This window comes from Sodalinema sp. (genome assembly GCF_046483825.1).
In the GTDB taxonomy this organism is placed as follows: domain Bacteria; phylum Cyanobacteriota; class Cyanobacteriia; order Cyanobacteriales; family Geitlerinemataceae; genus Sodalinema.
The window spans coordinates 1-23,244 of sequence record NZ_JAWOCL010000299.1; the positions used below are offsets into that span (position 1 = coordinate 1).

General features: G+C 52.9%; 23 protein-coding genes and 1 CRISPR repeat array. Of the genes, 12 read left to right on the forward strand and 11 right to left on the reverse strand.

Going from position 1 to position 23,244, the window contains the following annotated elements; translation table 11 throughout:
• Window positions 1-51 precede the first annotated feature (51 nt).
• Window positions 52-642: a molybdenum cofactor guanylyltransferase gene (locus tag R6U67_RS18915; RefSeq protein ID WP_410253984.1), complete on the reverse strand. Its 591-nt coding sequence runs from the start codon at window positions 640-642 to the stop codon at window positions 52-54.
• Entirely contained in the window at window positions 632-1,681 is a 1,050-nt protein-coding gene (locus tag R6U67_RS18920; protein WP_410253985.1) for an anthranilate phosphoribosyltransferase family protein, read from the reverse strand. Before R6U67_RS18920 ends, R6U67_RS18915 begins: the two co-directional genes overlap by 11 nt.
• A 472-nt stretch (window positions 1,682-2,153) precedes the next feature.
• On the opposite strand from R6U67_RS18920, the gene R6U67_RS18925 reads away from it, so the two are divergent.
• The 6 genes from R6U67_RS18925 (at window position 2,154) to R6U67_RS18950 (ending at window position 8,407) form a co-directional block, all read left to right on the forward strand.
• Entirely contained in the window at window positions 2,154-3,464 is a 1,311-nt protein-coding gene (locus tag R6U67_RS18925) for an FAD-dependent oxidoreductase (protein ID WP_410253986.1), read from the forward strand.
• 313 nt (window positions 3,465-3,777) lie between these two features.
• The gene (locus tag R6U67_RS18930) at window positions 3,778-4,494 is read left to right on the forward strand and encodes a 4Fe-4S dicluster domain-containing protein (protein ID WP_410253987.1); all 717 of its coding nucleotides are present in this window, start codon (window positions 3,778-3,780) and stop codon (window positions 4,492-4,494) included.
• A gap of 194 nt (window positions 4,495-4,688) precedes the next feature.
• Window positions 4,689-5,735, forward strand: a complete 1,047-nt coding sequence (locus R6U67_RS18935) for a heterodisulfide reductase-related iron-sulfur binding cluster (protein WP_410253988.1) — start codon at window positions 4,689-4,691, stop codon at window positions 5,733-5,735.
• Window positions 5,736-5,835: 100 nt separating this feature from the next.
• Window positions 5,836-6,921 carry an FAD-dependent oxidoreductase gene (locus tag R6U67_RS18940; RefSeq protein WP_410253989.1) on the forward strand — a complete coding sequence of 362 codons (1,086 nt, stop codon included), beginning with the start codon at window positions 5,836-5,838 and terminating at the stop codon, window positions 6,919-6,921.
• Window positions 6,918-7,523 (forward strand): 4Fe-4S dicluster domain-containing protein, encoded by a 606-nt coding sequence (locus R6U67_RS18945; RefSeq protein ID WP_410253990.1) that lies wholly within the window; start codon window positions 6,918-6,920, stop codon window positions 7,521-7,523. The genes R6U67_RS18940 and R6U67_RS18945 overlap by 4 nt, the downstream gene beginning before the upstream one ends.
• Window positions 7,520-8,407, forward strand: a complete 888-nt coding sequence (locus tag R6U67_RS18950; RefSeq protein WP_068788098.1) for a CoB--CoM heterodisulfide reductase iron-sulfur subunit B family protein — start codon at window positions 7,520-7,522, stop codon at window positions 8,405-8,407. The genes R6U67_RS18945 and R6U67_RS18950 overlap by 4 nt, the downstream gene beginning before the upstream one ends.
• A gap of 89 nt (window positions 8,408-8,496) precedes the next feature.
• Here the strand turns inward: R6U67_RS18950 and R6U67_RS18955 are convergent, their stop codons facing one another.
• From R6U67_RS18955 to R6U67_RS18970, 4 genes are all read right to left on the reverse strand, one after another.
• On the reverse strand, window positions 8,497-8,784 hold the full coding sequence (locus R6U67_RS18955; RefSeq protein WP_410253991.1) for a hypothetical protein: 288 nt from the start codon (window positions 8,782-8,784) through the stop codon (window positions 8,497-8,499).
• A 132-nt stretch (window positions 8,785-8,916) separates the two neighbouring features.
• Window positions 8,917-9,876, reverse strand: a complete 960-nt coding sequence (locus tag R6U67_RS18960) for a LysR family transcriptional regulator (protein WP_410253992.1) — start codon at window positions 9,874-9,876, stop codon at window positions 8,917-8,919.
• A 97-nt stretch (window positions 9,877-9,973) separates the two neighbouring features.
• Window positions 9,974-11,593, reverse strand: coding sequence for an iron uptake porin (locus R6U67_RS18965; protein WP_410253993.1), 1,620 nt, complete (start codon window positions 11,591-11,593; stop codon window positions 9,974-9,976).
• Between the two features lie 39 nt (window positions 11,594-11,632).
• Window positions 11,633-12,091 carry a nitrate reductase associated protein gene (locus tag R6U67_RS18970; RefSeq protein ID WP_410253994.1) on the reverse strand — a complete coding sequence of 153 codons (459 nt, stop codon included), beginning with the start codon at window positions 12,089-12,091 and terminating at the stop codon, window positions 11,633-11,635.
• A 90-nt stretch (window positions 12,092-12,181) separates the two neighbouring features.
• Between R6U67_RS18970 and R6U67_RS18975 the strand changes: the two genes are divergently transcribed.
• Window positions 12,182-12,415: a hypothetical protein gene (locus tag R6U67_RS18975; protein WP_410253995.1), complete on the forward strand. Its 234-nt coding sequence runs from the start codon at window positions 12,182-12,184 to the stop codon at window positions 12,413-12,415.
• A 6-nt stretch (window positions 12,416-12,421) separates the two neighbouring features.
• Here R6U67_RS18975 and R6U67_RS18980 read toward each other — a convergent pair whose 3' ends face one another.
• From R6U67_RS18980 to R6U67_RS18990, 3 genes are all read right to left on the reverse strand, one after another.
• Window positions 12,422-14,632, reverse strand: a complete 2,211-nt coding sequence (locus R6U67_RS18980) for a molybdopterin oxidoreductase family protein (RefSeq protein WP_410253996.1) — start codon at window positions 14,630-14,632, stop codon at window positions 12,422-12,424.
• A 73-nt stretch (window positions 14,633-14,705) separates the two neighbouring features.
• On the reverse strand, window positions 14,706-16,226 hold the full coding sequence (locus tag R6U67_RS18985; RefSeq protein ID WP_410253997.1) for an MFS transporter: 1,521 nt from the start codon (window positions 16,224-16,226) through the stop codon (window positions 14,706-14,708).
• A gap of 71 nt (window positions 16,227-16,297) precedes the next feature.
• Entirely contained in the window at window positions 16,298-17,833 is a 1,536-nt protein-coding gene (locus R6U67_RS18990; protein ID WP_410253998.1) for a ferredoxin--nitrite reductase, read from the reverse strand.
• 417 nt (window positions 17,834-18,250) lie between these two features.
• Here R6U67_RS18990 and R6U67_RS18995 point away from each other — a divergent pair, with 417 nt between their 5' ends.
• Window positions 18,251-19,453, forward strand: coding sequence for a HEAT repeat domain-containing protein (locus tag R6U67_RS18995; RefSeq protein WP_410253999.1), 1,203 nt, complete (start codon window positions 18,251-18,253; stop codon window positions 19,451-19,453).
• A 4-nt stretch (window positions 19,454-19,457) separates the two neighbouring features.
• Here the strand turns inward: R6U67_RS18995 and R6U67_RS19000 are convergent, their stop codons facing one another.
• The gene (locus R6U67_RS19000) at window positions 19,458-19,583 is read right to left on the reverse strand and encodes a hypothetical protein (RefSeq protein ID WP_410254000.1); all 126 of its coding nucleotides are present in this window, start codon (window positions 19,581-19,583) and stop codon (window positions 19,458-19,460) included.
• A gap of 25 nt (window positions 19,584-19,608) precedes the next feature.
• Here R6U67_RS19000 and R6U67_RS19005 point away from each other — a divergent pair, with 25 nt between their 5' ends.
• Window positions 19,609-20,049, forward strand: a complete 441-nt coding sequence (locus tag R6U67_RS19005) for a hypothetical protein (RefSeq protein ID WP_087708375.1) — start codon at window positions 19,609-19,611, stop codon at window positions 20,047-20,049.
• 103 nt (window positions 20,050-20,152) lie between these two features.
• Here the strand turns inward: R6U67_RS19005 and R6U67_RS19010 are convergent, their stop codons facing one another.
• Window positions 20,153-21,655, reverse strand: coding sequence for a glycoside hydrolase family 10 protein (locus R6U67_RS19010; protein WP_410254001.1), 1,503 nt, complete (start codon window positions 21,653-21,655; stop codon window positions 20,153-20,155).
• 115 nt (window positions 21,656-21,770) lie between these two features.
• On the opposite strand from R6U67_RS19010, the gene R6U67_RS19015 reads away from it, so the two are divergent.
• The 3 genes from R6U67_RS19015 to R6U67_RS19025 all read left to right on the forward strand — a co-directional run bounded on the left by R6U67_RS19015 (window position 21,771) and on the right by R6U67_RS19025 (window position 22,733).
• Window positions 21,771-21,902 carry a hypothetical protein gene (locus R6U67_RS19015; protein WP_410254002.1) on the forward strand — a complete coding sequence of 44 codons (132 nt, stop codon included), beginning with the start codon at window positions 21,771-21,773 and terminating at the stop codon, window positions 21,900-21,902.
• Between the two features lie 191 nt (window positions 21,903-22,093).
• Complete coding sequence (locus R6U67_RS19020) at window positions 22,094-22,336, forward strand: DUF104 domain-containing protein (protein WP_087708364.1); 243 nt, start codon at window positions 22,094-22,096, stop codon at window positions 22,334-22,336.
• Between the two features lie 250 nt (window positions 22,337-22,586).
• Window positions 22,587-22,733 (forward strand): hypothetical protein, encoded by a 147-nt coding sequence (locus R6U67_RS19025; RefSeq protein ID WP_410254003.1) that lies wholly within the window; start codon window positions 22,587-22,589, stop codon window positions 22,731-22,733.
• Between the two features lie 151 nt (window positions 22,734-22,884).
• Window positions 22,885-23,210: a CRISPR direct-repeat array (repeat unit 35 nt; unit sequence TGCTCAACGCCTTTCGGCAATCAGAGGAATTAAAC).
• Window positions 23,211-23,244 lie beyond the last annotated feature (34 nt).

Genomic DNA, 23,244 nt, shown 5'->3' on the forward strand with positions numbered 1-23,244 from the left:
TCTTGCCTCTTGCCTCTTGCCTCTTGCCTCTTGCCTCTTGCCTTCTTTTGCCTATTCCCCCTTGCCCTCTTCCAAATAGTTACAGTTATAAAGCATCTCCGCTTCCGCCTCTCCCAACGGGATTTGAACATGAGGAACCCCATCAAGCCAATTTTGGAACGATCGCCCCCCCTGGGCAATAAACTCGCGTAACTGAGGCAACACCTCAGGGCGATAGAAGCCACAGAGCGGTTCCCAGCCCGCCTGAGAACGCGCGACAGCCACCAACTGCTCAGAAAAATGGTTTTCTAAATGATTCACCCAGCCCCGCAAAATCGCCCCATCCAGACAGGGTAAATCGCAACCTAACAGCCAAATCCAATCCACCTCAGCGGGGTTAGACTCCCCTAGAACCTGTTGCAAAGCCACCAAAGGGCCTTCACCGGGGCGTTCGTCGGCCAGCCAGTGATAATCGGCCGGGAGAATCTCTCGATAGCGATCGCCCCAGGGGGTCATCACCGTGACATCTCCCACCACCGCCGCTGCCACATCATACACCCGCCGCAACAAGGGAACCCCCTCCCACAACACCAGAGACTTATCTCGCCCCATGCGGCGACTGAATCCCCCCGCTAAAATCACAGCTTTCACCTTAACGGACATGATCACGCAACTCCTGAACTTTCGTCATCAATCGCCCTTGACTCAGGTTCTGTTCAGCGCGGGTTAACCCTTGCGGTAAACGACTGCATACGCCGCAACGCCAGAGATAAAACCCTAAATTCCAAATCGCGGCCGGCATCAGCGGCGTATTGTCTCCCGACAGGGTGCGTTGCAACATCTCAATATACTCCCGTTCGCCGTCGAGGGGAACATCGCTTCCCCCTAAGTCATATTCAATCGGATGTAGATGTAACCGTTCCCAGGTGGGGGAGGTGTCGTCGCCGGGTTGTCCAAATTGACCAATAATGGCCGGCCGACTGCGGGGCAAATCACAACTGCCTTCTAGGCCCTTAACCGTGGTAAAACAGGTCTGTTGGCGTAAGTTTAACGCCGTTTGAAACAGGCCTTCGGTGGGGGGATGGACGAAGCCACAGACGAGATGAACGTCTCCCTCGTAGGGAGTCCACATCAGTTCCATCGTGGCGATGGGGGGACGTTTGCCGAGTTGATTTCGATAGGTGACGAGTTGTTCGGCGGCGGGGAAGAAGTTAGGCTGATAGTAGAAACTGATGCGATGGTGGCTGAGGAGGTCTGAGAGGCGATCGCGTCCCAGTTTCGTCCAATCAATGCCTAATCCCTGCCAAATGTCAATCAGGGGAACTCCATATTTGGTAGGCATCCGTCCGCCGCCGTGAGTCAGACAAGCGACCCCTTCGACGGCTAAACCGAGGGCCGTGATGACGGTGACCGGGGCCGTGCGCGATCGCCCATCGTAGGGACAGCCTAACACGGTCACCAACCCGTCAATGGCCCGGAGTTTCTGGGCCTGGCGATCGCACGCATCCAAAAACCCCGCCAGTTCCTCACCGCGCGGCCGTTGAATGCGATGGGCAATTAGAAACGCCCCAATCTGGGCGGGGGTGGCTTCTGCGGCCAGCATCATCGCCATGGCCTCGGCAGCATCATCTCGACTGAGATTTTTGCCCGTATGAGGGCCACTACCAACACGCTGGATAAAGGGGCGAAATCTGTCGCTCATCGTCAAGGATGCCATTGAGGGGGACGGTTGCTGTCAACCAATTACCATTGTTTCAGGATTCACCCCACCAGAGCAATCGGATTATTCTACCCCTGCTCGTCCATGATGCAATTGTTGAATCTTCATTGTTGAAATGGGTGTTGCCCAAACGTCCCCTTGATGATAAAAGCAACTCATTTATCATGTTTTTTGTTTTTTGTCAAGACAAATCCGATAAAACTTGACCGGTCTGGGCTTAGGGGGCGATCGCAACCCTTGTCACAAAATGATACGTACTGTAAAGTAGTAATATAGCCTTCAAACTAGAAACAAAATTTAATAAAGCGGGTCGTCGAGTTCGGTCTGACAGCCAACGGAATGCAACCCGTGTCATGGCCGATTTTTTGTACAAATCGTTGTACAAACCATTGTCCACATCTGTCCACATCTGTCCACATCATTGTCCAAATCACGCTTTAGGCTCCCCTCAACTATGTCTTCCACCCTGCAAGCCTCCGAGAATACCCCTGCCTTGGATGACGACAAACCCCGTAAGACCGTCCATTACCCCATTGTCATTATCGGAGGAGGTGCAGCGGGAATCACCACCGCCTCCCTACTGCTCAAACAAGACCCCTCCCTCACCATTGCCATCATTGAACCCTCGGAAAAACACTACTATCAACCCGGTTGGACCCTAACCGGTGGTGGTGTTTTCCAAGTCGAAGACACCGTAAAATCGCAACAACAGGTGATGCCCAAAAGCGTCACCTGGATTATTGAGCGAGCCACCGAGTTCAAGCCCGAGCAAAACGCCGTCCTCACCACCGGCAACCTACAAGTCGAGTATGACGGCTTAATCGTCTGTCCAGGCATCCAGATTGATTGGCATCTCATTAAAGGGCTCAAAGACGCCATCGGCAAAAACGGAGTCACCAGCAACTACTCCCCCAAATACGCCCCCTACACCTGGGAAAGCATCCGTAACTTCAGCGGTGGGAACGCCCTTTTCACCTATCCCAACACCCCCATCAAATGTGGCGGCGCTCCCCAGAAAATCATGTACATGGCCGACGACCACTTCCGCAGCAAAATGGGCCTGCGAGACCGCTCGGATGTCATGTTTCTGACCCCAAACACCCGTATGTTTGGCGTTGAAGCCTATGCCAACATCCTAGGAAAAGTCGCCAAAGAGCGCGAGATTAAGGTTAAATTCGCCCATAACCTCAAAGAGATTAAAGGCGAGCAGCAAGAAGCCATCTTTGAGATTCTCGAAAATGACACCCCCGTCGATGAAGTCAGCATTCCCTACAACTTCATCCATGTTGCCCCTCCCCAGAGTGCGCCAGATTTCATTAAACGCAGTCCCCTAGCAGACCCCGAGAGTCCCTATGGTTGGGTCGATATCCATCCGGGAACCTTGCAACACAAGCGTTATCCCAACATCTTCAGCCTCGGCGACGCCTCCTCTGCCCCCACCTCCAAAACCGCCGCCGCCGTCCGTAAACAGGCCCCCGTCGTTGCCCAAAACCTGCTCAGCTTCTTCAACTCAAGGCCCCTCGTTTCGGAATATGACGGCTACACCTGCTGTCCTCTGATTACCGGCTACGACAAAACCGTCATGGCCGAGTTTGATGGCTACAACTGCCAGCCCACCTCGAGTTTCCCCCTCAACCCCATCAAAGAGCGTTGGGTGATGTGGTTGATGAAAAAACACGCTCTCCCCTGGATTTACTGGAATCGGATGTTAACCGGCGAACCCTTCGAAGGCAACTATATCAAACCCTTCCGCTGGCGCGGTTAAGCCTCTCCTCGGCAACATTCCCCTCGAAGTCGCCGTAACAGTCCCCCCTAACTCGGTCTGAAGTCCGAGTTAGGGGGGGTTTTTATGATTAAGCACTCAATATATGTTAAGTTTTGTAACAAAAATGAGTAATCCTCGATTTGCGTTATACCATAGCTACATAGACATATATGCCATCTTCTATTCGTCGAACGCGACTGAGACCGAACTGAGACGCAACTCAAACCGAACTAAGACCGGACTGAGACGCAACTGAGACGCAACTGAGATGCAACTTAGATGTAACTGAAACAATTGGGAGGACATTCAGCCAATGGGACAACTCTATGACGAACTCGAACAAGACATTCTTTTCCAGCATGGGATGAACGCCTGTCTAAACTGTGGTGTATGTACCGCTGTTTGCCCAGCGGCTGAGGTCTATGACTACTCCCCTCGGGAAGTGATGAACATCGTCTCAACTCAAGATGACGACCTCATCATCGAAGAACTCCTCAAATCCGACAAAATCTGGTTTTGTGGACAATGTTTTTCCTGTAAAACCCGCTGTCCCCGAGGAAACAGTCCCGCCTCAGTCATTTTAGCCCTGCGTCGGCTGTCCGTCCGTCATGGCTACTTCGCCGAGTCCGAAAAAGGCAGACAACAACTCATCGCCAAGCGGCTATTCGGCGAAAATATGTTGAAACGGGGCTATACCTTACTCGCAGAAAACATGGCCCCAGACCATTTCCCCGAACTGGGCGAAAACTGGGAATACTACTACGAACATCAAGCCGAAATGCGGGAATGGTGGGGCGTTCCCATGAACCTAGAAAACAGTGCCGGGTCTCACCGTCAAATTCCTGAAGAAGACTTGGATGAATTGCGCGAAATTTACCACAAAACCGGTGCTGTCACCCTCATGGATGCGGTTGAAGCCGGTATGGAACGCAAACTCGGCAGTAAAGCCGAAGTTGATAAATACTGGCAAACCTGGCTAGACACAGCGGACAGCCGCAACTACGACCTTCCTAAATCAAAATCCCGTTAACCGCCCACCGCCCACGACGGCCGACCGGCCCCATGATTTCTCCTCTCCGAAGAACGGCTAAGGCTAGGGTCTCCCGATTACCTCTTACCATCCCCTCCTGGGAGGGGTTAGGGGTGGGTTATGCCTGTTCCCTGTTCCCTGTTCCCTATTCCCTCTTGCCTTCTTCTCCCCTGTTCCCTATTCCCTAATCACTCATGAAAGTTAAACGCGAAAACCGCCTCTGGGAAACCCACCAAAAAGAAGTTCCCACCGTTGACGATGACGGAGGTCAACTTTGGGGATGCTTCCGCAGTTGCTTCTTACAAAGTACCGCCCCCTATACCGAAGGGATTGCCTATAAAGTCTTGAAAAATGACTTAGGCATCGACCTCAGAGAAGCACCCGGCCATACCTCATGCGGTGCCATTGGCTATCACGGCGATGTCTCCAATCTGGACACACAAATGGTCGTGGCGGCCCGCAACTTCTCCGTGGCTCATTATGAACAAGGGGTTGACAATCTCTTTTCCTTCTGCGTCACCTCCTTTGCCAACTACACCGAAGTCATTAAACTTTGGGAAGAAGAACCCGAACTGCGGGAGTACACCGAAAAAACCCTCAAAGAAACCACCGGGCGAGACTTTTGGATTCCCCATGTCTCCGGCGAACGGCCATCCGTCGTTCATGCCTCCGATGTGTTTTTTGCCAATCGCCATAAACTGGCCGAAAAAGCCAAGTATAGTCTCAAAGGTGTCAAAGCCGTTGACCACATTGGCTGTCACTATGGCAAAATCTTCCCCGGTGAAGCCATGGGTGGCGTTGAATTTCCCCAAGTCTTAGTGGGACTATTACAAGCCTTTGGAGCCGAGATTGTGGACTATCCTGAACGGCGACATTGTTGTGGTATGGGCTTCCGTCAATGTGCCTTTGCCGAAAACCGCGACTACACCGCCAGCAGTGTCTACAAGAAACTCAAAAGCCTCAAAGAAGCTCATCCCGATTGTCGTTTGATGCTCACCAACTGTCCTGGTTGTACGGTGTTTTTAGATGCCGAACAAGGAACCATCAAAGATGCTCTGGAAGAAGAATTTAATGTCAGCATTTTGGACTATGCCCAATTAACCGGCTTGCTCTTGGGCTATGACCCGTTCAAGGATTGTGGTTTAAATGCCAAAGTGGTTCCCATTGAACCCTTGTTAGACCAAATTGGCATTCCCTATGACAAGTCGAAAACCTTTGAAGAACGGCGGCGACCTTTTTAGGAGTCTTCGGGGCAGAATCGGACGAAATAACCGTTGCGAAACTTGCCCCTTTCCTAGAGACGTTGAACCAACCCGATGATGTAATACGAGGATTAAGAGAATGAGTCAGACAGTTGTAATTATTGGTGGTGGTGTGGCTGGATTGTCCGCCGCTGGACGCCTACGAGATTTTGGCTATGATGTGGTTTTAATCGAAAAAGAATCACAAGTTGGGGGATATGTCAAGAATTGGTATAAAGTTTTCCCCGACTTTACCCCCGGTTCAGAAATTGTCGATCGCTTAAAACAGGATCTACGAGGAACTGAGATTTTAACGGATTGTTCCGTGGAAAAAATTGAGGGAGCGGCCCCGAATTTCCGGGTCACCACATCAACGGGGAAAGAGATTGCGGCCAATGCCATTTTAGTCGCCACTGGATTCCGCCACTTTGATGCCACCTTCAAGGAAGAGTATGGCTATGGTCTCTATGACAATACCATCACTTCCATTGACTTTGATGCCATGCTCAAACAGAAGCAGGTGAGAACGGCGGCGGGCAAGATTCCCAAAAAAGTGGCCATGGTTCACTGTGTCGGCTCCCGAGATCAGCAGGTGAACAATAACTATTGTTCTCGGGTTTGCTGTACCAATTCCGTGAAAGTGTCGATTGGACTCAAGGAATTGCTGCCCGATTGTGAGGTGTTCTCCCTGTATATGGACATTCGCGTTTTTGGTCGCGGCTATGAAGAATTGTACCGAAGTTCTCAGGAAGAGTATGGCGTGCAATTTATTCGCGGTCGCCTGTCCGAAGCCAGTGAACAGAATAATGGCAGCTTGCTGTTGCGGGTTGAGGATACCTTAACCTCTCGACCGATGCGATTGACGGTGGATTTACTGGTCTTGATGGTGGGAATGTGCGGGAATTCCGAGTTGTCCGAGGTGGCGGGTTTGAAAACTGGCGTGGACCGCTTTTATGAAACGGCTCATCAGCAGTATTCCAATAACGCCTCACATCGCCCCGGAATTTTCCTGGCGGGAACGGCGACGGGTCCTAAGGCGATTGTCGAGTCGATTACCGATGGACGTTCAGCGGCGGCGGATATCGCGGGCTTCTTAGCCACGTCAGCCCCGATGAATGGCATGAATGGTTCATCTCAGGGACGATTCGCCGCGATGGAATTGTCAAATTTAGGAGGACGAACATGAAACGCAAGAAATGCTTTTTTGGCCTGAAAGTCGATCGCCAAGTTGACGGCGATCGCATGAATGGAGGGGCCATGGCCAAGGTCCTGGCCGAAGGAGGCCAAGCCGCCGCCATCTCCGCCTGTATGCAATGCGGAACCTGTAGCGGTGGCTGTACCAACATCGATCGCATGGATGTATCGCCCCGCAAACTGATTCTGATGTTGCAACGCGGCGATTGGGAGAGCGTTCTCAAAAGTAACACCCTCTGGCTTTGTAGTTCCTGCTATATTTGCACCTCCCGTTGTCCCCGTGGCGTTCGTCCCTCGGATGTGATTGAAGCGGCCAAGGCGATCGCCATCAGCGAAGGAATCGAAAATGATGCCACTCGTTTCCATGAAATCTTTGTCGAGTTAGTCCAAAAACGAGGCATCCTCTTTGAACCGGAATTGATGCAGAAATATGGGGGACTCAAAGCGATGGTGGATCAAGCTCCCCTGGGGATTCAACTGGCACTCAAGGGCAAACTCTCTCCCCTTCCGGCCAGCGTCAAGAACCCCGATCAATTCCATGATGCCCTCGAAAAACGCAAACGAACTCGCACCCACAACCCTGATTTATCATGACCACTGAATACGCCTATTATCCTGGATGTAGCTTACATACCAGTGCCAAAGAATTTGACATCTCCACCCGAGTTGTCCTCGACGCATTAGGAGTTCATCTGCACGAAATTGAGGATTGGTCCTGTTGTGGCGGTTCCGTCGCCGCTGGACTCTCCCATGACGTGGCCATGGCCTTAGCCGCTCGTAATGTGGTGTTAGCCCAACAGCAACATCGAGATCTCCTGGCCTCGTGTTCGGGCTGTTACAACAAGTCCGCCAAAGCCGCTCAGGCCCTCGACGATCCCCAAGAAGGTCCCAAAATTGCCGCCACGTTGTCGGATATGGGCCTATCCGTCGAAGACGAAGCCATCCGCGTTCGCAATGTGGTTGATGTTCTCTGGAATGACATTGATGTCGCCTCTAAAATCACCAACCCCCTCCACGGCTTGAGGGTCGCCTCCTATTACGGCTGTCTCTTGACTCGTCCTCAGGATATCACCGGCTGGGATTCTCCCGTGTCTCCGGTGTCTCTCGATCGCCTCACCGAAATTTGTGGAGCAACCCCCGTTGACTTTCGTTCAAAAGCGAAATGTTGTGGTGGGCCAATCCTCGTCTCTCAAAAAAAGACGGCCTTTGAGTTGACCAAAAAAATTCTCGATGAAGCTAGAGAACGCAGAGCCGATTGTATCGTTTTGGCCTGTCCTCTCTGTGCCAATAACCTAGAACTTCGTCAAGCTGACATTGAAGAAGCCTATCAAGAATCCTACAATATGCCGATTCTTTATATCACGGAACTGGTGGGCTTGGCGATGGGATTATCTCCCCGCAAATTGGGACTGTATAAACACGTCGTTTCCCCCAAACCCGTCGTTGAAAAAATCAAGCAGGGGGCTAAACTGGTTTGATGACCCGTCGGGGCGGCCCCCTGCACCCCTTCCCCGGAATCCCCCAGCATAGCGGCTATTCGGTCGTTCACCGCTGGGGGGAATGGGGTTTAGTTAAACTTGGATTTTGCTTCTTCCACCGAGCGACTAAACTCATCCCAAGCATTTTGAAAGCCAGTTTTCAAACTATCCCAAGCATCATCGCTGGAGGATTTTAGGTCAGCGAGATGTTGTTGAAGTTCATTTCGCTTAGATTTTAGGTTTTCGACTTTTTGAGTCCACTCCTGTTTAGCATCGCCGCTGGCTTGGTCGGCTTTGGCTTGGAGTTCATCAATTTTAGCACCCCATTCTTGGAGTTGGCTTTCCATTTTACCTTGATATTCTTGGCGATTTTCCATGTTGGTTTACCTTAATATAGAGATACAAAAAACAAGTAGCGCTGATGAAAACGAGCTAAGTCACAACTTTGCTGGTTTATCAACGCTGCTTTAAGCTTATTTTAATAAAATTAAATTTGAGTAAGCATCATATTATATTTTCTTAATATTTTCGATAGATTTGGGGGAAGAGAGGGGAAACAGCTTGACGACGAGGGGAGGAATCTCCTGACAGACTAATTCAAAAAACTCAGCGATGGGGGGAATCTCCAGTCGATCCTCACTGGTGACGGCGACGACTTCCCGTTGCAGATTGGGGAAACAGGGATCGGGGGCAATGGGGCGCACGGCCAGGGTTTCATCGGCATCTAAGAGGGCGGATTTGGGCAAAATCGAGATCATGCGCCCCTGTCGCACCATACCCCGAAAAGCATCCAAGGTATTTAATTCTAAAGCGGCATGGAAGCTTTGACCCAACTGAGCAAAGGCATCTTGAACCAGCCGCTGCATTCCATAGCCATCTTTGAACACCACATGGGGATAGTGGCTGAGGGCTTCCCAGGGAATTTCCTCATATTGAGTGAGAGGGTGATTAGCGGCCATCAAGACATCTACCGTTTCCCAGTAGAGCGATCGCACCACCATTTCCGAACTCAGCGTCAGACGAGGATTGTTCATGACGATCGCCACATCCACCAAGCCATCCCGTAACACCTTCAACGAGCGATCGCTCCCCAACGAGGTGACTCGTAACTGCACCTGAGGGCGACGGGAACAGAACCGTTGCAAAATGGGTGGCAAAAAATAGGCACAGACGGAATGAATCGCAGCGACACACAACTCCGTTTGTTTCCCCTCCGCCAACTCGCGAATTTCCATCATCGCCGTTCGCCACTCGCGACAGATGCGACTGGCGTGGGGGAGAAAGCGATCGCCGGCCACCGTCAACGTCGCCGTAGTCTGACGATGCAATAACGGCAATCCCAATTCAGTCTCCAACGCCTGTACCTGACGACTCACCGTCGATTGCGTCACCTGACATAAACGGGCAGCCTTCTGAAAACTGCCCGTTTCAACAACGGCTAAAAAGGCCTCTACCTGCTCTAATCGCATTCAAGTCGTCGTGATGGTTGTGCCGTACCTACTCTACAGAGGGAGGAACCCCGCAAAAAGTAAGCCTTGATACGGCACAAAAAACCCGATTTGCGATTTAAAACGAGAAGGTGGTGCGAAGCGTGCCGATAAAGGCCCCATCGTGATCGGCATCCTGGTTAGGATTCAACAACCAGATAAAGCCGGGGGTGATGGTGATGTTCTCCGACAACTGGACTTTATAAAGTCCTTCAATATGGAACGGGGTTTCATTCTCCATATCTTGAGTTCCGGGAATATCAACACGACCCAAATAGGGTTCTGCCCCCACAATCAAAGCCCCGAAATTCCCCGGTAGCAGTAAATCCGGGAAACTTAAGGTTAGGGCATAGTTCCAGATTTCCGCATCCCCTAGGCCAATGAGACGGGCATCAGTGAAGCCACCCCAAGCCCCCACCCGCAAGCGAGGCGAGAGATCCCAGAGGGCCTGAACCCCATAATGATGACTAGAGACGGCGGTGGTGAGTTGTCCTTGAGAGAGATTGGAACTGGCCGCCAAGGCTGCCGGGGAGAGGTTGCTGAGTTGGGTTCCCGTTCCCCCGAAGCCAAAACGCCGTCCCTGAGAGACATCGTAGGCGCGAATATAGGTTAGGCCAAACTTGAGGCGATCGCTCGGTTCAACCACCAATTGGCCCAAAGCCGAATAGTTGCCATTAAACAGGCCGGCCCCTTCCTCGGGAGTGTTACCCCCTCGCGCCAAATAGCCCAGAGACAGTTCCAGACTGTCCCCCAGCCGTTGCCGCAGGCCAACCCCCACACCGCCTAAACCACTGCGATAAATGGGATTGCGTTCCCCAAAGCGAGACAAGGCCCCAGTCGCCCCGCCTCCGGCTTCTAAGCCAGGGTTAAAGGTGTCGTTGTAGAACTGATGGCCGCCCGCATTGGCCATCAGAGTCACTTGTAGAGTGTCTGTGGCGGGGAAAACGTAATGTAAGCGATTTAAGTTGAGGCTGTTACCGCTGTCTCCGTCAAAGGCAAAGCGCCCCTCATTGGTGTTCATCTCATCAGCAAAGCTATTGCCCAAATTGCCGAATTGCAGACGGGTATGGAGGCGATCGCGCCCGGTGAAACTACTCACGAGATTGAGTCGCCCCCGATTGGCAAAGATGGTTTGAACATCATTGTCCGAGTCACCGTCAGAGATACCATCACCGCCCCAAGCATCCGCCAAAACAAAGGCCACTTCCCCTCGCAGTTGAGTCGTCGCCGAGAATTGATTAGCTTCGAGTTCCGAGGTACGGGCTTCGAGTCCGTCAACCCGTCCTCGCAACGTCGCCAATTCAGCGGCAAATTCCTCTTGTAAACGGCGAATTGTAGCTAAATCCCCGGCATCGAGTCCGTCGCCGCCGCCCACAATGGCCACAATCTGATCCAAACAGGCGTTTAAGCCAGCGGCGAACTCATAGCGCGTCATGAAGTTGTTACCGCGAAAGGTTCCGTCGGGATAGCCAGCGATACAGCCGTAGCGTTCGACGAGGGATTGCAGGGCCTGAAAGGCCCAATCCGTCGGTTGCACGTCCGAGAGTTGAGATACGGACGTCACTTGGGCCAACTGCTGCGGTGTCTCAGACGAGGTGGGGACATTCGGGATGGGGGCGCTGTTTAGGGGGCTGGCGGTTGCCATCAGGCCGGCGAATCCCAATAGGGGCGCGATCGCCCACGACGTAGAATGGGTCATGGTTTTCAAACTCCTCACATTAAACTCCTCTTAAACTCCTCACACTAGCCCAAACTCTTGTAAAGCGGGATAGAAATTGCGGTTTTCATGACTGGGGCGACTCAGTTTCAGCAGGGTAAACCGCTGTAGGGGAGTCAGGGCCGCCCAGCGGTTCTCGCCAATCTCGATGGACAGCGATCGCGCCTTCTCCTGAACCGTCTCAGGAACCGTCTCCCCCAGCCAAGGGGGATTCTCGTCCACTGGGAGATCTTTGGGAATCTCCCCGGTGCGATCGCGGACTAAGCGCTGTAACACCTGCCGATACTCGGCAATCTCTTGCGCCGTCTGACAAGGCGAATCCACCAGAACTTGTCGTTCAGTCGCCTCCAACTGATGCCAATGGTTCAGTTTCAACTTCACCCCACAGGTATCGAGTTTATAGCGAACCTGCATGGGAATACAGCGGAGGGATTCCACAAAATCCGCTTCAAATTGAAAAAATGTCGTCGCTGGTTGCATGACCCTTCGTTATCTTCTGTTAATTTAGTTACCGTTTTTGAGATTTCTGGAAAAAGACTCCTACAATAAACCTAGGAACTCGCGAAAACAATGGGGGAGTCATTGATGAATGCTCATCACCGCGATCGCGCTGTCCAACAGCGAGATCCCAACCACAGCCAGGCTTCTGAGAACATCCACGAGATCATCGTGGGCGTCTTGATTGCATCCTTAACGGTGGGGGCGATTCCCATTTTCCAGCTAGAGTCCCTCTCCAACCGGCCCGACCCCTCATTTGTCGTTCCCAGTGAAGCCACCCTTTGGTCGTCAGAAGTGCAAGACTAGAGGCGTTCATCCCGAGGAGCGATTTATGGCCATCACGTCTTGCTGTTGCTGTTCTGAGGCGTCGCTGGCGATGGGCAACGGCAATAATTGCACCGCACAGGCCTTGAGTTCCGGTTGCAGGGAATCTGGGCAGGCTTCCGGGTGAGTGAGGGCATTCGCTTCAGAATTGTCCGCCCAGAGGAAACCCCAGTGCATGGGGATAAAGAGGGTTCCGGGGGCGATCGCTGTCGTCACCGTCGCCTTAAATCTCCCCTCACCGCGCCGTCCGCGAATCAACACCCACATTTCATCGAGAATCTCTAATTTTTTGGCATCTCGCGGATGAATCTCAATAAAGGGATGAGGATACTTCTGGCTAATTTTAGGAATGCGTCCGGTTCGGGTTTGAGTATGCCAATGTTCATAAACACGTCCCGTCGTTAACACAAAGGGATACTCAGGATCGGGGGCTTCAGCCAAACCGCGAGTATGGCTGGCACAGAAGCGGGCGCGGCCATCAGCCGTGGGAAAGCGCAAATCCTCATACAGCCGCTTGCTATACCGGCCCTCAGGGACATCCTCGGCTCCCTCGGGGTGCGGCCATTGCAGCGTCCGCTCCTGCAACCCCTCATGGCTCATGCCGCTCATATCACAAACTCGTGATTTTGTCAAGGCAACAAACTCACGATGCACCGCCGCCGCATCGGAGAACTCAAACTGAGCCTCAAACCCGAGTCGTCGCCCCACTTCCGCAAAAATTTCCCAATCGGGACGAGCCTCACCGGGGGCCTCGCGGAATTGCGGGCAAAGGGTAACCACCCGTTCCGAGTTAGTCATGGTTCCCGTTTTCTCACTCCACTGGGCCGCCGGCAGCAAAATATGAGCATATTCAGCGGTTTCCGTAGGATAGTAAGCATCCTGATACACCGTCAGAGGAGAGCGTCGCAGCGCCGCCTTCGTGCGGCCAATATCGGGCATACTCACCGCCGGATTGGTTGCGGCCACCCAAAACAATTGCACCAGTCCCGCTTCGAGTCCCAGCATCATATCCCAGGCGGCTAAACCGGGGCTGGGGTCAATTTGGCCGGGGGGAAGTTGCCAATGGCGTTCCACCTCGGCCCGATGTTGAGGGTTTTTCACCAGCCGATAGCCAGGGAGAAGATGAGATAAGCCCCCGGCTTCCCGTCCTCCCATCGCATTGGGTTGTCCCGTCAGCGAAAATGGTCCCGCCCCCGGTTTCCCAATCGAACCGGTCATGAGATGGAGGTTGATGAGCGATCGCACCTTAGCGGTCCCTTCCGAGGACTGATTTAACCCCATAGACCACATCGACAGCACCCGCTCATTCTCCGCCCAATAACGAGCGGCCAGTTCCAACTCATCGAGACGAATGTTACAACGACGGGCCACCAACTCGGGCGGATAACTCTGAAGGGTCTGGGTGTACTCTGAGAAGCCTTGGGTGCAATCCTCGATAAACAGCGCATCAAAGGCTTGCCAGCGTAACAAGAGATGGCCAATCCCATGCAGCAAATCAATATCCGTACCGGGGCGAATGGCTAGATGCAAGTCGGCCGCTTTCGCCGTGGGGGTTTCGCGAGGATCGACCACCACCAATTTCACCTTGCGGTTTTTCTTGTGATAGTCCCGCAGGCGGTTAAAGGCAATGGGATGACATTCAGCCGCATTGGTACCAATGAGAAAAGCACAATCAGTGCGTTCCAAATCGTCATAGCAACAGGGGGGGCCATCGGAGCCTAAACTCTGGATATAGCCAGCCACCGCCGAGGACATACAGAGACGGGAGTTGGCATCAAAATTATTGGTTCCCAAACAGCCTTTCATGAGCTTTTGGGCTACATAATAATCTTCCGTTTGGAATTGGCCTGAGCCATACATACAAATAGCATGACTGCCAGAGTCCTGACGCACTTGATGGATATGAGTGACGATGCGATCGAGCGCCTCATCCCAACTCACCCGCTGAAACGGGTCATCTAGGGAATGTCGCATCATGGGGTATTTGAGCCGGTTTTTGTCCAGGGATTCCGCGACGGTGGCTCCTTTGACACAAACCCGGCCACGACTGGAGGGATGTTGGCGATCGCCCCTGACGCGCCAAATGGGAGTTCCTGCGGCATCGCGATGGGTGGTTTTTCCGGGTAAAGCCGGAGGTTGCACCTCCAAGCCACAGCCAACACCACAATAGGGACATAGGGTTTTTGTCGGCGCGATCATAGTTGTGTCAGTCCTCCAGTCGTCAAATGAATAGCAGCTGATGGGCGTAAATTCCTTGGGGAATTAGGGGGAATTACTCTGGGTATGACTCATGACTCAACGCCGGAACCACCGGTTGGACCGCTTCTTCCTCCCCCTCATGGAACTCAGCAAAAGACCCTTGAGGTTCCCGCAGGAAGAAACCACAGAGGAAGGCCACCACCATCGAGGAAACCCCCAAGGTTTGGAAAAAGATGAGATTTCCAGCAGCCCCTTCCGGCAAAAGACTATAGAGCGTCAGATAGGCCACCGCCCCAACATTGCCATAAGCCCCGACATTCCCAGCAATTTGTCCCGTCACCCGTCGTTTAATCAGCGGCACAATGGCATAGGTTGACCCTTCCCCAGCTTGGACAAAGAAGGAACAGGCCATCGTCAGCAGAATCGCCCCAGGCAGCCACCAGCCCTCGGACACGGTTCCCATACAGAGGTAGCCAATGCCCATCGCACCGGTTAAGACCGTCATCGTCCATTTACGACTGCCGAGGGAGTCAGAAATCAAGCCGCCTCCGGGACGAGACATGAGGTTCATAAAGGCATAACTAGCGGCAATCATCCCCGCTTGGGCGGGATTCAAGCCAAAGGTCAGTTCAAAGAAGGCTGGCAAGATGGAGACGACGGCTAACTCAGAGCCAAAGTTAACCACATAGGTCAGTTCCAAGATGGCAACCTGATTGAATTTATAGCGGTCTTCAGGGGGATAGTGTTTTTTACCTTGCAGCAAGTCGGCGTTCGTCGTCCAGCAGCCATAGGCCTGAAACAGATAGAGTCCAACCAATGCAGCCCAAACAATCAACAGTCCGGTTTCACTGAGGAAGCCCACTTTACTCAAACGCCAAGCCAAAAGCGCGAGAATGCCCACCAGGGGGATATTCATCAGCATCAAGAAGGCGAAATCTTTGCGGCTGGTGACTTCTAAGCCTCCGTTGCGGCTGGGTCGTCGGTATTCTTTGCCAGGGGGAGTGTCTTCGACATTGAAGAAGTACATCACACCATAGAGGGCGGCGGCAATGCCGGTGAGGGCAATGGCGAGACGCCAGTTCATCTCGCCTCCGGCAAACACCGAGAGTCCCAGGGCGATTGAGGGCAGGGTAAAGGCGGCGGCGGCAGACCCAAAGTTGCCCCAACCTCCGTAAATGCCTTCGGCGATGCCAATTTCTTTGGGGGGGAACCATTCGGCGACCATGCGGATGCCGATCACAAAGCCCGCACCAACAATGCTCAGCATCAAGCGGCTAATGACCAGGGTGTTGAAGTCCTGGGCGGTCGCAAACAGGAGGCAAGGAACGGCGGCGTAAATGAGTAGTAGGGAATAGGTGACACGGGGACCGAAGCGATCGAGTAACATCCCAATCAGAATCCGGGCCGGAACTGTCAAGGCAACGTTGCAAATGCCGATGGTGCGAATTTGTCCGACATCTAAGCCGAAATCTTGTTGGATGGTGGTGGCAAAGGGGGCAAAGTTAAACCAGACGACAAAGGAGAGGAAAAAGGCAAACCAGGTCAGGTGCAAAATGCGGTAACGACCGCTAAAGGAAAGGAGTTTGGTCAACATGAGTCAGGGTATCCTAAGGATTCAAGGGAATGCGATCGGTGATGGGGCAATCAAGGCTGAATGATGACGGGTTAAGCTCGGGCGGTGGCGCCGAATTTCTCTAGCAGCAAGTCTCGCAGCACGGGTTTGAGGTCATCGCAGGGGATAGATTTGAGAACTCGCTCTCCGAGTTGGGCATCTTTACCGACTTTTCCGCCCATGTAAATATCCACGGCTTCGACGGTTTGGCCATCTTTGCGGGTTTTGGTTCCCATCAGGCCAATGTCGGCGACTTGGGGCTGTCCGCAAGAGTTCGGACATCCCGTCCAGTGGATACGCACGGCTTGGGTGAGGTTGAGTTCTTCGGTGAGGTCTTGGGCGAGGGCTAAGGCTCGTTGTTTGGTTTCAACGAGGGCAAAGTTACAGAATTTGGCCCCGGTACAGGACACCAGTTCTCGCACCAGGGGGGCTGGGCTGAGGGAAAATGTCTTAAGTAGGGGTTCTTGTCTGAAGGCGTCGAGTTTGGCGGTTTCAAGACCCGTTAAAATCAGGTTTTGCTCGACGGTGAGACGGATGTCGCCGTGACCGTAAACTTGAGCCAGACGGGCGATTTCAAACATCTCGTCAGCCTTGAGACGACCGACGGGAACATGAAGTCCGGCATAGTGGAGTCCGGGTTGTTTTTGAGGATGAATGCCGATGTGATCTCGTTTGTCCCAAGCGATTTCGTCGTTGGGGGCGGCGTCGGGTAGAGATTGCCCGAATTCGGCTTCGACGGCGGCCCGGAATTGGTCGAGTCCCCAGTCATCGATGAGCCACATTAACCGTGATTTTTGCCGGTTGGCCCGGGAACCATGGTCGCGGAAGACTCGCAGGATGGCACAACTGAGGTCGGCCAGTTGATGTGCTGTGACCCAAGCGTTGAGGGGAATGGCGGCTTCGCAACGTTTGGCGGAGAAGAACCCCCCGACGAGGACATTGAAGCCAAAGTGACCGTCTTTGAAGGCGGGAACGTAGGCGATGTCGTTGATTTCGGCGTGGACGGAGTTATCGGGGCCTCCGGCAACGGCAATGTTGAATTTACGGGGTAGGTTGGTGTACTCGGGGTTGCCGGTTCCGTGGTTGGTGATGGCATCTTGGATGGCTTGACAGAGGGGGATGGTATCGATAAATTCGGCGCCATCGATGCCGGCGACGGGGGAACCGGTGATGTTACGGACGTTGTCCATACCGGACTGAATGCTGGTGAGGCCGGCTTGTTGGAGTTGCTCGAAGATGTTGGGGAAGTCTTCGAAGCGAATGCCACGCAGTTGCAGGTTTTGCCGGGTGGTAATGTCGGCACTGCCGTCGTCGCCATAGCGTTGGACAATGCTGGCTAGGACGCGCAGTTGTTCGGCGTTGAGGATGCCGTTGGCAATGCGCAGCCGCAACATGAATTGACCGGGGGTGACGGGCCGGAAGAAGATGCCTAACCATTTGAGACGATGCACAAGGTCGGTTTCGTCTAAGGCTTCCCAGCCGAGTTCGCTAAACTGTTTGAGTTCGTCTTTGACGGCTAAGCCATCTTTTTCGACTTTGTATTTCTCGAATTTGTTGAGTTTGGTTGGGGCTGCTGCGGAGGGAGTCATGGTTTTTTTCTAGGAAATACTTGCAGATTAGCTAAGGGAAAACGGGGTTTGCATTGAGGTTAAAGGGCTTTTTAGGGATTTATCATGGATTTTAGGGCTAAAATCTGGATTCGGTTAGAGCGGTTACAGTGTTCTGGCAACCCGTTAGGTGATGGTGGCTTTTTTGGATCGGGAAGGAGGGAGTTAGAGGTCGGTCTATCTGTGATTAGGTCTAACGTTAGAAGAAGTTTTGTTACGGTTTCGTATGTTTAGCTACAAAAAACGCTATTCATTTTGGTTTGTGCATTGGAGTGATGCGCTTTATACATGAAATGGCGAAAATTGCCTGAAATTGCTCTGGCAGGTCTGGTGAGTTTGCGTCAAGGTAGGCTTAGGTGATGCACCTGTTCGGTTCACTGTTTGGATTCCCCCAGTTTTATGACTTTTTTTTCGTCTCGTCACTCGGGTATCAATAACTCGGCTATGCCAGACTCGATGCCAGACTCGATGCCAGACTCGATGCCAGACTCGATGCCAGACTCGGACCAGATGGTTGGGGTCTCGCAAACGCTGAGGGCTTTTTTGGAGTTGCTGGAGATCGGAGATTTCCAGGAACGTTGGGATGCGGCGAAGCGGTTACCGAGTTATGGTTGGCCGGCGTTGCAGGGAACGTTGGCGTTGTTACGATCGCACCCTGAGGATGATGAACTGGCTTGGTTCGCGGCTCAGATTATTGGCCAGTTCCCCTCTGAGGAGGCGTTGACGGTGTTGGTGGATTTGGTGACGAGTGCGACGACGGATGAGGATGTTAAGGGAATGGCGGCTCGTACGTTGGCGAATTTGGGGGAGGCGGCGATCGCACCGCTGAATCAGTTGTTGCAGGAGGAACGCTGGCGGGTGTTGGCGATTCGGACTCTGGCTCAAATCCGTCATCGGGATGCGATGGAACGGGTGGTTGAGTTTTGGGATGATCCCGATGCGGAGGTTCGCGCTCAGGTGTTGGCGGTGTTAACCTGCGATCGCCATCCCCGCATCCTCACGCCGGTGTTAGCCGGCGTGACGGATTTGTCGGCGCCGGTGCGCCGCTTCGCAACGATTGCTTTGGGGTTACAGCATGGTTTGATTGAGGAATTGGCTCCGGAGGTGGATGTTGTGGCGTTGCTTCGGGAACGACTCCTGGATTTGGATCTGGCGGTGAGTCAGCAGGCGGCGATCGCGCTGTCTCGGCTGGGAACGGTTGAGGCGATTGAGGCGTTGGGCCGCTGTCTGCGATCGCCGCACACGCCGATTCCGCTTAAGTTGGAACTTGTCCGCGCCTTGGGGTGGATCAATCATCCTCGCACCATTGATGATTTAGCAATGGCTTTGAGTTTACCGAGTTCTCAGGTTTGTCTCGAAGCGATCCGGGTTCTGTCTCAGGTGAGTTCGCCGCCGTTGAAGGCTGAGGCGGGCCAGGCGTTGATTCGCTGGTGGTGCAGTGAACCGCCTCACCGGGAACTGGCTCGGGTTCGCCAGGCGATCGCCTTGGGGTTAGGGAATTTCGGACAGCCTGAGGCCATGGCGGTGGTGCGATCGCTCCTCGATGATCCTGATGAAACGGTGCGTTGGCACGCTCAGGCTGGCTCGGAGGCGATCGGCTAAGGCTTCAATGGTTTAATTCCCCGATGTTTGCCCAGGGTTCAGCGGCGTGAGACACCTGACTCAACTGGGTTAAGTACACTAAAGTTAAGCCAATGGAGTAGCCACTGATCCCAGGTGGGTACGACGGCATAACGTTGAGAAAGGGGGGATTGACCTTGAACGCAGCAGAACAAGCCAAGGATTTCCGCATTGCCAGCAAGATTGCGGCAGTTGTCAACCTGTTTAAGACGGAGTTTCCTGATTTACGCTCGGATCTCAAGCCTTGGACGGATGATGTGGAAACGCGGGAGATGTTAGATCCCGATTCGATTGATATCAGTTTCCATTTTCCCGGCTATAGCTTCCGCTGTCATTGTCGCAGTATTTTGATTCAGATCCGTTTTCACGCGGTGGACTCTGATGTGCGGGCGATCGGTTTGGAAGCGGCTGGGTTTAGTGGTTTGGGTCGTCTCTGGCGCTTGTCCACAGTGGAACACTGGCACTTTGTGGGTCGGAAGGAGCCGGTTCCAGAGATGCAAGAGAAGTTGAAACGCTGTTGCCGCGAGGCGATCGATATCTTTAATCGGGATCTCGATGTCTGCGATGAAACGGCCTAGGAGCGCCATACAAAACCCGATGTCGGCTCTGGGATCGCGACTCAGAGGCTGACACCGGGTGGGAGTATGGCAAGGTGGGTTAGGGTCTTCGTTCGGGTCTTCGTTAGCGTCTAACAGAGACTTCCACCGCCTCACTTTGATTCGAGAGGGCATCGACGGTTCGCAGGGCGTAGCGTCCGGGGCTAACCTGCACCTGGGTTTCCTGACGCGGCAGGAGTTGTTCGAGCTGCCAATGACGGTTTTGGCGTTTGTAGAGGGCCAGCGATCGCACGTCCTCGGAGTACTGGGGTTGCCAATGAATGCCATTGGCGGTGGTTTCGACGCCTTGGGGTGCATCGGGGGCTTGGCTATCGAGCCAAGGCATGGGGGGAATTAGAGCGGGTGTGGGGTAGAGGCGCGATCGGAACTGTCCATTCACCCCTAAGCGATCCTCCATAAAGACTTTAACGCTAAAAAAGATATTCCCCAGGGAATCCCGAGACTGAGAGCGGCGGGAGATATCCACCTGACGCAGAAACTCCGTCACGGGCCAATCACTATCATTGAGACGACTGAGATAATTGCCGGTATAGATATGACGACGGTAGGGATTGTGACTGAGCCACCAGTCGAGCAAACGAGGATAACTTTGTTGGGGGGGATCGATACGCCAGTAGAGTTGTGGCGCCATGTAATCGACCCAACCTTGTTCAAGCCAGAGTTTGGGGTCAGCATAGATTTGTGCAAACTGATCCATCCCCTCAATCCCCGCCGGCTGGCCAGGGCGATAGATCCCAAAGGGACTAATCCCGAATTTTACTTGAGGTTTCGCGGCTTTGATGCCGTCGTAGAGGCGACGCACCAAACGATTAACATTATCCCGCCGCCAATTATCTCGGCTTAAGCTGCCGCCATTTTTACGATATTCCCGATAGGTCTCGTCGTCGGGGAACTCAACGCCGGGTTCTGGATAGGGATAGAAGTAGTCATCGAGGTGAACGCCATCGATACTGTAGCGGTTGACGACATCGAGGATCACGTCATAGGCGCGATCTTGAATGACTTTGGCCCCAGGGTCCATCCAAATCAGGTTGCGATAGGAATAGGCGTATTGAGGGTACTGGCGAGCCATGTTATTGGCGGCCAGGTCATAGCTACCGCCGAGTTTAGCGCGATAGGGGTTAAACCAGGCGTGCAGTTCAATGTTGCGATCGTGAGCTTCCTCAATGGCAAATTCTAGGGGGTCGTAGAAGGGGCTAGGGGGTCGTCCCTGTTGCCCAGTGAGCCAATAACTCCAAGGTTCAGTGTCCGAGTAGTAGAGGGCATCCCCAGCGGGGCGGATTTGCAGAATGAGGGCGTTGAGGTTGAGTTGTTGCATCCGATTGAGGATGCCGATGAGTTCTGCTTGTTGTTGTTGGGTGCTGAGGTTAGGGCTAGAGGGCCAGTCGATGTTCACGACGGAGGCGGCCCAAACACCGCGAAATTCGTACTCAGGGGCGCTGGCTAGGTCTTGTCGGGCCAGGCTCGGGAGTTGGGTGAGTAGGAGGGTGGTGAGGGTGAGAGCAATCCAAAGCCGCCGTATGAGTCGGCGTCGTTTGGGGATGCCAGAGGAGCGAGTTAGAGTCATAGAAGCTCGTCGGTCATGAAATGTTAATCGAGCGATATTGTAGTCTTCTTCGCCCCGGTTTGTGCATCCGGGTGAGACGCTACGGGGATTGGGTGTGGGCTGAGGGGATGTCCAGATGGAGAAACCGAGTGTCTCCCAAGACACCCGGTTTCTGGCCCAGTACCATAACTGCGAGATTAAGAAACCGAGTGTCTCCCAAGACACCCGGTTTCTGGCCCGCTGTCCCACAGCTCAACGCCTATGTTAGTGAGGGTCTTGGTGTCCTTGATTATCTTAGGACACCCTAAATTGAGAGAGAATCCGCCACCTGTTGCCTTTTTTTACCCCGTTTTTGGTCTGACTTAGACCAATGGTTGTTATATTATAGACACAACTTGTCCCTGTTTCTCTAGGCGTTTTTCACCGCCCTAGGTTTCACGCCAAAGGAGTCCTCTTGTCATGCCTCACCCCTTAAAAGCGGTTTATCACAACGGAACTTTTGTCCTGAAAACAGATTGTCATTTACCCGAAGGCGCGGAAGTTGAGCTATGGGTCAATTCCTCCCAGCTCATTGCGCCTAAAATCTCAGATCCGCGTGAGAAAGCCATCTTTCTCAGGTCACTGGTTGAGAAGATGCAGCAATATCCAATCCCCGCCACAGCACCTGAGTTAACCCGCGAGAGTTTGCATGAACGCCGTTGATACGAATGTCCTGATTTATGTGAACGACCCACGGGACCCCATGAAACAGCGAATCGCTAGTTCTCTTGTCGCGACTTTAAGCGATGCTGTTCTCCTCTGGCAAGTTGCTTGTGAGTATCTGGCAGCGAGTCGCAAACTAGAGCCGTTGGGATATGATTGAGGACAAGCCTATCAATACATCCGAAGCTTACAACAGGTTTGGTACACCGCAATTCCCACCTGGGACATTCTGAATCGAACAGAGAGCTTAATGAGCCGCTATAGTCTGTCTCACTGGGATGCCATGCTCATCGCTGCCTGTCTGGATGTTCAGGTTCAAACGATTTATACAGAAGACTTTGGCTACCCAGAGATTGATGGTCTAAGGATTGTGAATCCTTTCCGGGTAGAATCTTAATGTTAGGTTGGGTTATTCTGCTTCTAGTTTTCTTAAACTCCTATTTATGATGATACTAGAACCTGGACTTAATCAATTTCTATGTCTCCAATTCTCCGCACTTGAGACATAAAGAAAAATACAATGCCAATTGTTTCTCCAACGAGTAATGTGCTCAACGCCTTTCGGCAATCAGAGGAATTAAACGAGCGGAAATCCCCATGGGGGCGACTACAAGAGTAGTGTGCTCAACGCCTTTCGGCAATCAGAGAAATTAAACATTTCCCCCGGGTGAGTATGTTGTGTTCGCCAACCCGTGCTCAACGCCTTTCGGCAATCAGAGGAATTAAACGGGCGGAAATCCCGATGGGGGCGACAACCAAAGTGGTGTGCTCAACGCCTTTCGGCAATCAGAGGAATTAAACTTTTAAAATCATGGGTAATCTTCAAGATTATCTATTTCTGCTCAACGCCTTTCGGCAATCAGAGGAATTAAACCTTCTCCTACCCAGTACGCCACCTTGTAGCAAAG

What these genes read in the sequence shown, in the direction of transcription:
- R6U67_RS18985 (WP_410253997.1), bottom strand. Translation starts at nt 16,226, where the DNA reads ATGTTGACCAAACTCCTTTCCTTTAGCGGTCGTTACCGCATTTTGCAC.
- R6U67_RS18965 (WP_410253993.1), bottom strand. Translation starts at nt 11,593, where the DNA reads ATGACCCATTCTACGTCGTGGGCGATCGCGCCCCTATTGGGATTCGCC.
- R6U67_RS18950 (WP_068788098.1), top strand. Translation starts at nt 7,520, where the DNA reads ATGACCACTGAATACGCCTATTATCCTGGATGTAGCTTACATACCAGT.
- R6U67_RS18980 (WP_410253996.1), bottom strand. Translation starts at nt 14,632, where the DNA reads ATGATCGCGCCGACAAAAACCCTATGTCCCTATTGTGGTGTTGGCTGT.
- R6U67_RS18935 (WP_410253988.1), top strand. Translation starts at nt 4,689, where the DNA reads ATGAAAGTTAAACGCGAAAACCGCCTCTGGGAAACCCACCAAAAAGAA.
- R6U67_RS18930 (WP_410253987.1), top strand. Translation starts at nt 3,778, where the DNA reads ATGGGACAACTCTATGACGAACTCGAACAAGACATTCTTTTCCAGCAT.
- R6U67_RS19010 (WP_410254001.1), bottom strand. Translation starts at nt 21,655, where the DNA reads ATGACTCTAACTCGCTCCTCTGGCATCCCCAAACGACGCCGACTCATA.
- R6U67_RS18990 (WP_410253998.1), bottom strand. Translation starts at nt 17,833, where the DNA reads ATGACTCCCTCCGCAGCAGCCCCAACCAAACTCAACAAATTCGAGAAA.
- R6U67_RS18960 (WP_410253992.1), bottom strand. Translation starts at nt 9,876, where the DNA reads ATGCGATTAGAGCAGGTAGAGGCCTTTTTAGCCGTTGTTGAAACGGGC.
- R6U67_RS18915 (WP_410253984.1), bottom strand. Translation starts at nt 642, where the DNA reads ATGTCCGTTAAGGTGAAAGCTGTGATTTTAGCGGGGGGATTCAGTCGC.
- R6U67_RS18970 (WP_410253994.1), bottom strand. Translation starts at nt 12,091, where the DNA reads ATGCAACCAGCGACGACATTTTTTCAATTTGAAGCGGATTTTGTGGAA.
- R6U67_RS19000 (WP_410254000.1), bottom strand. Translation starts at nt 19,583, where the DNA reads ATGCCGTCGTACCCACCTGGGATCAGTGGCTACTCCATTGGCTTAACT.
- R6U67_RS18995 (WP_410253999.1), top strand. Translation starts at nt 18,251, where the DNA reads ATGACTTTTTTTTCGTCTCGTCACTCGGGTATCAATAACTCGGCTATG.
- R6U67_RS19015 (WP_410254002.1), top strand. Translation starts at nt 21,771, where the DNA reads ATGGAGAAACCGAGTGTCTCCCAAGACACCCGGTTTCTGGCCCAGTAC.
- R6U67_RS18940 (WP_410253989.1), top strand. Translation starts at nt 5,836, where the DNA reads ATGAGTCAGACAGTTGTAATTATTGGTGGTGGTGTGGCTGGATTGTCC.
- R6U67_RS18945 (WP_410253990.1), top strand. Translation starts at nt 6,918, where the DNA reads ATGAAACGCAAGAAATGCTTTTTTGGCCTGAAAGTCGATCGCCAAGTT.
- R6U67_RS19025 (WP_410254003.1), top strand. Translation starts at nt 22,587, where the DNA reads ATGAGCCGCTATAGTCTGTCTCACTGGGATGCCATGCTCATCGCTGCC.
- R6U67_RS18955 (WP_410253991.1), bottom strand. Translation starts at nt 8,784, where the DNA reads ATGGAAAATCGCCAAGAATATCAAGGTAAAATGGAAAGCCAACTCCAA.
- R6U67_RS18975 (WP_410253995.1), top strand. Translation starts at nt 12,182, where the DNA reads ATGGGGGAGTCATTGATGAATGCTCATCACCGCGATCGCGCTGTCCAA.
- R6U67_RS18925 (WP_410253986.1), top strand. Translation starts at nt 2,154, where the DNA reads ATGTCTTCCACCCTGCAAGCCTCCGAGAATACCCCTGCCTTGGATGAC.
- R6U67_RS19020 (WP_087708364.1), top strand. Translation starts at nt 22,094, where the DNA reads ATGCCTCACCCCTTAAAAGCGGTTTATCACAACGGAACTTTTGTCCTG.
- R6U67_RS18920 (WP_410253985.1), bottom strand. Translation starts at nt 1,681, where the DNA reads ATGAGCGACAGATTTCGCCCCTTTATCCAGCGTGTTGGTAGTGGCCCT.